The 9,044-nt window shown below is 56.4% G+C and carries 7 protein-coding genes; 6 read left to right on the forward strand and 1 reads right to left on the reverse strand.

The window, feature by feature from the left end; all coding sequences use genetic code 11:
* Positions 1-66: 66 nt before the first annotated feature.
* Positions 67-1,689, reverse strand: coding sequence for a hypothetical protein (locus tag GXP58_05655; GenBank protein NOY53092.1), 1,623 nt, complete (start codon positions 1,687-1,689; stop codon positions 67-69).
* A gap of 434 nt (positions 1,690-2,123) precedes the next feature.
* On the opposite strand from GXP58_05655, the gene GXP58_05660 reads away from it, so the two are divergent.
* The 6 genes from GXP58_05660 to GXP58_05685 all read left to right on the forward strand — a co-directional run.
* Positions 2,124-2,753 (forward strand): TetR/AcrR family transcriptional regulator, encoded by a 630-nt coding sequence (locus tag GXP58_05660; GenBank protein NOY53093.1) that lies wholly within the window; start codon positions 2,124-2,126, stop codon positions 2,751-2,753.
* Complete coding sequence (locus GXP58_05665) at positions 2,750-4,081, forward strand: TolC family protein (protein ID NOY53094.1); 1,332 nt, start codon at positions 2,750-2,752, stop codon at positions 4,079-4,081. The genes GXP58_05660 and GXP58_05665 overlap by 4 nt, the downstream gene beginning before the upstream one ends.
* A gap of 33 nt (positions 4,082-4,114) precedes the next feature.
* Positions 4,115-5,239, forward strand: coding sequence for an HlyD family secretion protein (locus tag GXP58_05670; GenBank protein NOY53095.1), 1,125 nt, complete (start codon positions 4,115-4,117; stop codon positions 5,237-5,239).
* A 6-nt stretch (positions 5,240-5,245) separates the two neighbouring features.
* The gene (locus tag GXP58_05675; GenBank protein ID NOY53096.1) at positions 5,246-6,826 is read left to right on the forward strand and encodes a DHA2 family efflux MFS transporter permease subunit; all 1,581 of its coding nucleotides are present in this window, start codon (positions 5,246-5,248) and stop codon (positions 6,824-6,826) included.
* A gap of 476 nt (positions 6,827-7,302) precedes the next feature.
* Positions 7,303-8,874: a cell filamentation protein Fic gene (locus GXP58_05680; protein ID NOY53097.1), complete on the forward strand. Its 1,572-nt coding sequence runs from the start codon at positions 7,303-7,305 to the stop codon at positions 8,872-8,874.
* Positions 8,875-8,883: 9 nt separating this feature from the next.
* On the forward strand, positions 8,884-9,044 hold a 161-nt coding region (locus GXP58_05685), incomplete at its 3' end, for a metallophosphoesterase family protein (GenBank protein ID NOY53098.1).

The raw sequence follows: 9,044 nt of genomic DNA on the forward strand, positions 1-9,044 counted from the left end.
AGGGGCAAAGACGCTGAAAGCGCAAAGGAAATCAGCCCATGCAGCGCCGGGGTTTACCCCCGGTGTTCAACCGGTCCAATCCGGATCCTTCCTCCTGATGAGAAGACATTGCCTCTTTTCGAGCCGCCCCCGGACCAGGATGGAAAAGTCCCGGCGGAGTCCTTCCGGCAACCGGGAAAAATCCTCTTCCTTGATGATGATGCGGTCATCTCTCCCTGTTCCCGCAAGCTGATCCGGGGTGGAGAGAAACCGGGGGTAGATCGGACGGCCGAGGTTCGCCATAAAGGTGACAGCAAGGCCGTCTTTCGGGATCCGGTAAAAGGCAAGATCCGCCTTCGTCCGGACGAGTTCCCTGGAGACGGCCCGGATGAAAGGGCCGCTTTCAAGACGTGCGTAGTAGGCGGGGCTGGAGTAGCACAGCGTCAAGAGTATCAGGGTAACGGTGGTGACCGCCATCCGGGCCGCCTCCCGGCCGGAGATCTTCTTCAGACGGGGGATTCCGATCTCGCCGACGGCAACAAGCATCACGAAGATTGCAAAAGCGATTTTCCCGTGACGCACAAAATCGAATCCCCACTGTTTCCGGAACAGAAGGACCGACAGGGAGAAGAGCAAAGCCCCGATGGGAACGACGCGGAAGAGACCCAGCAGGAGGGAGCGGGCCTTTCCGAGGAAGCGATTTGCCGTGGATCCGGCAAACAGCCAGGCGGCGGCAAGAGCGAAGGGGGGAACCGCCGGCAAGATATAGCGCATCTTCTTCACCCCCGGGATGGAGAGCCCGCCCAGGATGATGACGATCCAGAGGGCCGAGTGCCGTATTAATCTCATCTCTTCCCCACTTCCCCGGAACAACCCCCGGCCGAATCCCATGAATACGATCAGGGCCAGGGGATAGGCCGGCAGGTATTTGACGAGCCCCTTTCCCCAGTAATAGCCGGGACCGTGCGAGGCGGCGGTGATCCGTCCGGCTGCCTCCATCCGGATCACCTGCTTCACGAATGTCTCGCCCCCCTCGCTGGATGCGGCGGCGAGCAGTACGCCGCTTGCCAGTGTCAGCAGGGCCAGCGCACCCCCTCCGAAAAGCAAAAGCCTCGAAAAATCCCTCTCCAACAGATAGAACCCGCAAAGAACCCCTGCCGGGATCACCAGCCCCAGGGGACCCCGAAAGAGGAACCCGGCAAGAAGTAACGGAAAAAGAGAGGAAAGGTTCTCCCGCTTCCCCCGGACCCTTGCCGAATAGACAAGATAGAAAGAGAAAACCGTGACAAGGCTCACATACTGATCGGGAGAAATATCCCGGGAATAGGAAAAGAAACTTTTTGTGGAAAGGGCGAAGAACACCGACCAGACGCCCCATTTTCTGGAATGAAGGGCACCGATCCGGTAGATCACAACAAGGACCAACGCCGAGGCGATCGCGGAAGGGAGGACGGCGGAGAGCGGGGTGACCTTCCCCAAAGGAACGGACAAGAGGTAGATCAGAAAGGTAGAGGTCGCCGGATAGTCCGGGTAAGGCACCCCGTAGGTCGTGGGAAAACACGAGGGACCGTTTCTCATCATCTCCTGGGCGAAGAGGGCAAACCGGGCATTCATCCCCTGAAACTCGGGCATGAGGACCACCGTAAAAAGAAAAAGGGCTCCCGTAAAAATCCAGAAGGCATCGCGGTGCAGAAAGATTCGGTCTTGCATGAGAAGAACGCTCCCCCGTTTCGAAAGACCGATGCAGTATAAGGGATCCGCCTCCCCCTGTCAAAAGACGCTGCGGGCCCAAATCCAGCGATAGAAAAGTTCGGAGCGTTTGTCGAAAAAGCTCGTTTTAAACAGTAACCGTTGACGGGGGTCGGCACAAATCCGGACTTCCCTCTCATCTTGTAACCCTATGTTTTTGTCCATTTTCTTTGCTCGTCCAAAGAAAACGAACCAAAAGAAAAGATGCCCCGGGTGAAACTCCTATCGCTAATTTAGGGGCGGGATCGGGTCGTTGGGAATGCCCGGAACATCCGGGTTCTTTATCCGGACTCCTTCGACGGGCGAAGATAATGCTTGACAATATGAATTAATATTCATATTGTGAGCACATATTTATTAATTAGACCTAATATTCAACCTCATGAAGGATTTTTATGGCGCAACAACCTCTTTCCAGAAAAGAGCGGGAATACCTGGTGCGCCGCAGTGAAATTCTGCGGGTAGCACTGAAACTTTTTGCGGAAAAAGGGTTTCACGGGACCTCGATTCAGATGATCGCGGAGAAGTCCGAGTTTGCCGTGGGTACGCTCTATCATTTTTTCCCGCACAAGGAGGATATTTACAAGGCGATTATTCAGGAGACGGCGGAGAAGTTCCATGCCGCATTGACGACGGCCCTGGAGATACCGGGCGGGGTGATCGAGAAACTCCGGGCCTGCCTGGAGGTCAAGATTAAAGTTTTTCTCGACAATCTGGACCATGTCCGGATCTTTTTTGCCGAAACACAGGGGGCGAGCTTCAGTGTGAAGACAGGACTCGACGCGGAACTCAAGGCACAGTACGAGGATTATATTCAACGGCTGACCGGTGTCTTCCGGAGTGGAATCCGAGAGAAGACCTTCCGGAAGCTGGACCCGTACCTCCTCGCGGTCGCCCTGGACAGCCTCTCCACGGCCTTTCTTGTGGAACACCTGGATCATCCCGAAGCGCACCCCTTTGATACGGAAACGATCCTGAATCTTTTTTTAAACGGAGTGGCCGCAAAAAGAGGGAGCGGAAAATGAAAAGACAGATGTCAGCGCTGCTGTGCATGATTTTGTCTCTGATGCTGGTTGCCAAAACAGCGGAAGCCGCAACCGTTTCGGACAAGAGTCTGCGCCTCACCCTGGAAGAAGCCGTCCGGATCGCCCTCACGCAAAACAGTGAGATCAAAATGGCGGAGAGTTCCGTGGCGGCGGCGCGCGAGGCGGCCCGAAGCAAATCCGCCGACCTTCTGCCAAAATTCGAGACCCGCTACAGCGCCGTTCGCTTAAACGATGATCCGGAAGTAATCTTCGGAAAGGGGCTTGAGTTCATTGCAGGGAGCAAACCCAACTACCGGTGGACCGTCGGGTTTACACAACCTGTTTTTACCGGGTTTGCCCTCACGACAGCCAAAGAACTTGCCGCCCTGGGGGTCGATACGGCGCGACTGAACAAGGAGGAGGCTGAAGAGGAGATTATTCTCCGGACCCGGGCGGCCTACTTCCAACATCTCCTGGCGGAACGATTGAAGGGAGTGGCCGAGGAGGCGGTGCGTCGGCTCCGGGCGCACCTGAAGGATGCCCAGGCCCTGTATGACGCCGGGATGATCCCGCAAAATGACCTCTTGAAGTCGAAGGTCCGGATGGCGGAGGCGGAACAGGAAGAGGTGCGTGCCGGAAACCGGGTGGAACTTACCCGCTCGCAACTCAACCTCCTGCTCCGGCGGGAAATCAATGCAAAAACGCAACTCACCGATGTGCTCACCTGGACACCCTATAATTTGACTCTTAAAGATTCGCTTGCCCGGGGTCTGGCAAAACGCCCCGCGATTCAGGCAACACAGCTTGCCGTGGAAAAGGCGGACAAGGGCGTACGGCTGGCCGAAAGCCGCTACTATCCGAACCTCGTCATGGTGGGGGAATATGAGCGTCAGGGAGATACTGCGGCCGTCAACGGGAACGGCTATACCAACACCAAGAACGCCTCCATCGGACTGGAAGCCCGGTGGACCTTCTTTGAGTGGGGGAAAACCGGGGCCGAGGTCTCCCGCTCCCGGTACGAAAAGGAACGGGCGGTAGAGGCCGGCCGCCGCCTGCGGGACCGGATAGCCCTGCAGATCAAGCAGGCCTGGCTCGACCTTCAGACGGCCGGAAAAAATATCGAGACGGCAAAAACCGAACTGGAACAGGCAAAGGAAAACTACCGGATTACCGATCTTCAGTACAAGGAGCAGATGACCACCTCCACGGAAGTGTTGGATGCCGAATCCCTGCTCACCCAGGCGGAAACCCACAACTACGGCGCCCTCTACGGCTACAACCTGGCCCGGGCATCCCTGGAGCGGGCCATGGGTACAGGAAGACCATAGCTTTCCCAAAAACCCCGGAAGGAGAATGCCAAGATGACCGATTCGACAACGCCCGAGACTCCGGTTGAGCCCGCAGAAAAGCCGGCCATGACGACGGGGAAGAAGATTTTTCTCGTTCTTTTCCTGATCCTGTTGATCGTCTTTGCCGGAATCGCCGCAAAGTGGCTGCATTACCGCTTCACCCACGCCATTACGGACAATGCCTTTGTGGAGTCCGATATGATCAACGTGGCTCCGTTGGTCTCCGGACACATCCGGACAATTTTCGTGGAGGAGGGAGACCGGGTAAAGAAGGGGCAGCTCCTGCTGAAGATCGATTCCACCGACTATGAAAACGGAGTCGCCCTGCAGGAGGCAAATACGGAGGCGGCGGAGATGAACCTGAAACAAAGCCGGGCCGCCCTGGAAAATCTGCGTGTCGCCTCCCGCGAATCGATCCGCAAGGCAAAAAGCGGCCTTCTGGCGGCCGGGGCTGAGGGCGATCGTATGCAGAAGGATTACGACCGCATCTCGCAACTGCTCAAAAAGGGGGCCGTGTCGCAGAGCCGATATGATGCCGTCAAGGCGGCGTGGATCGCCACCCGGGCGAAAGTGGTTGCCGCAGAGGCCGACCTGAAACAGGCTCAGGCCTCAAAGTTCCGGGTCCGGGAGGCTGTCAGCGCCGTGAATGCAGCCCGTTCCGCGGTCAAGGCGGCGCGGGAAGCCCTCAAGGTCGCACAGACCCGCCTCGGATACACCCGTGTCAAGAGCCCGATTGCCGGGGTCGTTGCCAAAAAATTCCTGAATGAGGGAGACTTTCTGGCGGCGGGCTATCCGGTCCTTTCCCTCTATAACAAGGAAAACATCTATGTGACGGCGAACCTGGAAGAGACCAAGACCGATGGGGTTCGCGTGGGGCAGAAGGTCGATCTCGCCGTCGATACTTACAGCGACCGAACCTTTCACGGCAGGGTGATCCTGATCGGAGAGGCGGCCGGCGCAAAGTTCGCGCTGATCCCCCGGGACAATTCCGCCGGAGAGTTCACCAAGGTGGTCCAACGGATCCCGATCAGGATCTCCGTGGATAAAGGCCGGGAGCTCCTCAAGCCGGGGATGTCCGTCACCGTCGGTATTGCACTGGATGGGGACGACCGGTCGCCGGTTGCAGACAAAGAGTAATCCGCCATGACGCCAGCACGCCGAATCGGAAACGAGCCCTATTATTTCGGGATCCGCTACAAGTGGTATGCCGCGGTCATCGTCATGATCGGGACGTTCATGACACTCCTCGACACCACGATTGTCGATATCACCCTCCCTAAAATGATGGCCTCCCTCAACGCCGACACCCATGGAATCCAGTGGGTCGTGATCGCCTATATGATCGGCTCCGCAATCTCCATGACGGCGGTCGGATGGATCGGGGCAAGGATCGGTCACCGGGAGACCTATATCTCCGGGATGGTGATCTTTACCGTGATGAGCATGCTCTGCGGCCAGGCAACCAACCTGGAGATCATGACCCTGGGACGCTTCATCCAGGGGATCGGGGAGGGACTGGTCGTCCCCGTAGCCATGACCATGCTATACGAGGTCTTTCCCGAAGACGAGCAGGGAATCGCCATGGGAATCTTCGGACTGGGGGCCTCGGCCGCCCCGGCCCTCGGCCCGATTCTGGGAGGCTTTCTCACCGAACATCTCACCTGGCGGTGGATCTTCTACGTCAATATTCCGATCTCGGTGATCGGCCTGGCCGCGGCGGTCCTCCTTCTGCAGAAGAGCAAACCCGACGAAGAACGGGCGGGCAGTTTCAACCTGGGGAGTTTTCTTCTCATGTCGGTCAGCTTCGGTTCGCTGCTGATCTTTCTCTCCAAGGGACAGGAGTGGGGCTGGACCCATTCGGACCGGATCGTCTTTCTCATGGTCCTCTGGGTGACAACCTTCGCCCTCTACATCTACCGGGAACGCAGATCGAAAGAACCTCTCCTGCATATCCGGCTCTTCCGGAACCCGGTCTTCGCCCTGGCCGTGGCCGGGATGTTCATCTTCTCCATGACCATCTACGGCGGCTACTTCCTGATCCCTCTCTATCTGGAGCGGCTTCGCGGATTTACCACCCTTGACGCCGGGATCATCATGCTCCCCGGCTCCATCGCCACCTCAATCGGTGTGGTCCTGGGAGGGGCGTTGAGCGATAAATTCAACGCCAAACTGATCGCACTCTTCTCGGCCGCCGCCTTTGCCCTCGCGACCTTCACGCTGGCCCATTTCGACCTGCACACGGAAAAATCAACCATCATCCTTCTGTACATCTTCTGGGGCGGCGCCTTCGGCCCCCTCTTCCCCTCCCTGACCGTACTCGCGCTGAATGTCATTCCCCTTGAGGATGTCAATATGGGCTCAGCCATCCAAAACGTCTCCCGACTCGTGGCGGGGTCCGTGGGAACCTCCATCTCCGTCACGATCCTCGCCCGCAGGACCGACCTCTTCTTCGACCGCATCTCCGAACAGCTCCACTACGGCAACATCGTCGCCATGGGGGCTTTCCAAAAATTGCAACAGTATCTCATGGGCCGGGGGTTTCAACCCGATACCGCCCGGCAACAGGCAACGGCCCTCTTTCAGATGCTGATCCGGCAGAAGGCCTCCTCCTATGCCTTTCAAAGTACTTTTATCTGGCTCGGCCTGATCGGTCTTCTTTGTATTGTGACCGTTTTTTTCATCAAGTATCGGAAGAAAGAAGGCGTCAAGGTCGCGGTGCATTGAACCGCAAGAGTCAACGGCGAAACAGATTGTCTCGATCTTTCGTGAAATCCCGTGAAAATTCCGTTAACGCAAATTTCCTTTCGCCTGGAATTCCACTCCGGCGCCCGCACAAGCACGCTGCCGTCGCGCTTGATGATAATGTCGGCAGTCGTACGCCGACTTCGAACCACTTTATAGTTTCTTTCCAGATCTAGACTGCATACCGGGAACATTCATGGCCGGAAAGAAGCATGGCAGTTGTCGGACAGGTCCTACCTTAACGGAGTCTTGCGTAATTATATTTCCCGCATAAACCAGTTTTGTAACTGTTTTTCCGGCGATGTAACAATTTTTCCCGGTGGGTCGGGGATGGTAAGAATCGTCTTCCTGTAATTATTTTTCTTGACTTATACTAAAATATAACGATAATTCTTGTAATGTGATCATTTTTCCGCCTGTCTGCCGCAACACAATGGGGCACAGGCAGGGAGGAAGCCATGGCTGAAAACGACCAGGATAGATCAAATGACAGACCTGCCTGCGCCGCAAACGAATGTGCCGCGGCAGGCAGGCCCGCAGGGTATGCGGCACTTATCGAGCGATACGACCTCGATGTTATTCCGAATTGGCACAGGTCGCAGGTGACGACCAGCGGAATCCACCGGATCGATTCGAGCAGGGACATAGTCGAGGAGGTATATCCGCCCAAGTACTGGCCGGGAGATACACTGGGCGATCATCTTGAATTTGCGCTCAAGTATGACGGTACGAATCTCGCGATACTCGCCAGCCTGTTCCAGAACGTCGCAGAGGAAGATTTCCTCGAATATGTCCGCTCCAAGCCCACCGGCAAGTACGCCAGGCGGTTGTGGTATCTGTACGAGTTTCTGACCGGCAAAACGCTTCCGCTCGACGATGTGAAGCGGGGTAATTACATTGATCTGCTCGACCCTGATGAATACTACACGGTCAGTCCGGCCCGCCAGGTTCGTCGTCAACGAATCAACGACAACTTGCCGGGTGATCGACGATTTTGCCCGACGGTTCGTCGCACCGATACTCTTCACGACTTCAAAATAGCCGATCTTCCCGAGCGATGCCGCAGGGTGGTGTCCGGCTATTCCCCGGAATTGCTGAGGAGGGCGCTCGGTTACCTGTACGCCAAGGAGACAAGATCATCTTTTGAGATCGAACATATCAAGCCCATATCGACCAGGACCGAGCGATTTGTAGCATTGCTTCAACTGGCCGAGCAGGAAGACTTCTGTGAAAAACCGCGCCTGATCGAACTTCAGAATCGCATCGTCGATCCACGGTTCCGCGATTCCGACTACCGGACGAGCCAGAACTATGTTGGAGAGATGGTAGCCTGGCAGAAGGAAAGGATACACTTCGTGAGTCCGAAACCTGAGGATCTGGCCGACCTGATGGAGGGCCTGGTAACCGCCCACAAGCGCATGGATGCAAGCTCCGTGTCCGCCGTGGTCCACGCTGCCGTCATCGCCTACGGGTTCGTTTTTCTGCACCCGTTCGAAGACGGCAATGGTCGAATCCACCGTTTCCTGATCCACAACATTCTTGCCCGCCGAGGCTTTACGCCCAAAGGCGTCATGTTTCCCATATCGGCATCCATGCTGAAGAACCCTGCCGACTATGACGCCTCTCTGGAAGCGTTTTCACGGCATCTTATGGCGCTGGTGGAATACTCGCTCGATGAAGAAGGGCGCATGAGCGTCCACAACGATACTGCCGGGTGGTACCGCTATATCGATATGACGCCCCAGGCGGATGCGCTTTTCAAATTCATCGATCAGACCATTGAGACGGAGCTCGCCCGGGAATTGGCGTTTCTGGCCAACTACGATGAAACAAAGAAAGCTATCCAGGAGATCGTGGACATGCCCGACCGGAAGATTGATCTCTTTATTCGCTTCTGCCTGCAAAACAACGGCAGACTCTCGGCACGGAAACGAGCGAGTCACTTCGATTTCCTGTCGAATGAGGAAATCGCCCGTATGGAACAGGCGGTTCTGGCCGCCTACGGAAGCAGAACCTTGAACGATGATTGATGGCGACCCATGCGACTCCTGTTGATCAGCGACACCCATGGCAGGCTCGGAATCATCAATGAGTCGGCCTCTCATGTTCAGACCGACGCGGTCATTCACGCCGGAGATTTTGGATTTTATGATGAGGGAAGTTATGGGCGTTTCTGCCCACGAACTTCGGCTCCGCCTCA

This window comes from Deltaproteobacteria bacterium (genome assembly GCA_013151235.1).
Lineage (GTDB): Bacteria > CG2-30-53-67 > CG2-30-53-67 > CG2-30-53-67 > CG2-30-53-67 > JAADIO01.

Bases quoted from the DNA above. Each gene is read 5' to 3' on its own strand.
- GXP58_05655 (NOY53092.1), bottom strand. From the start codon at position 1,689: ATGCAAGACCGAATCTTTCTGCACCGCGATGCCTTCTGGATTTTTACG.
- GXP58_05660 (NOY53093.1), top strand. From the start codon at position 2,124: ATGGCGCAACAACCTCTTTCCAGAAAAGAGCGGGAATACCTGGTGCGC.
- GXP58_05665 (NOY53094.1), top strand. From the start codon at position 2,750: ATGAAAAGACAGATGTCAGCGCTGCTGTGCATGATTTTGTCTCTGATG.
- GXP58_05670 (NOY53095.1), top strand. From the start codon at position 4,115: ATGACCGATTCGACAACGCCCGAGACTCCGGTTGAGCCCGCAGAAAAG.
- GXP58_05675 (NOY53096.1), top strand. From the start codon at position 5,246: ATGACGCCAGCACGCCGAATCGGAAACGAGCCCTATTATTTCGGGATC.
- GXP58_05680 (NOY53097.1), top strand. From the start codon at position 7,303: ATGGCTGAAAACGACCAGGATAGATCAAATGACAGACCTGCCTGCGCC.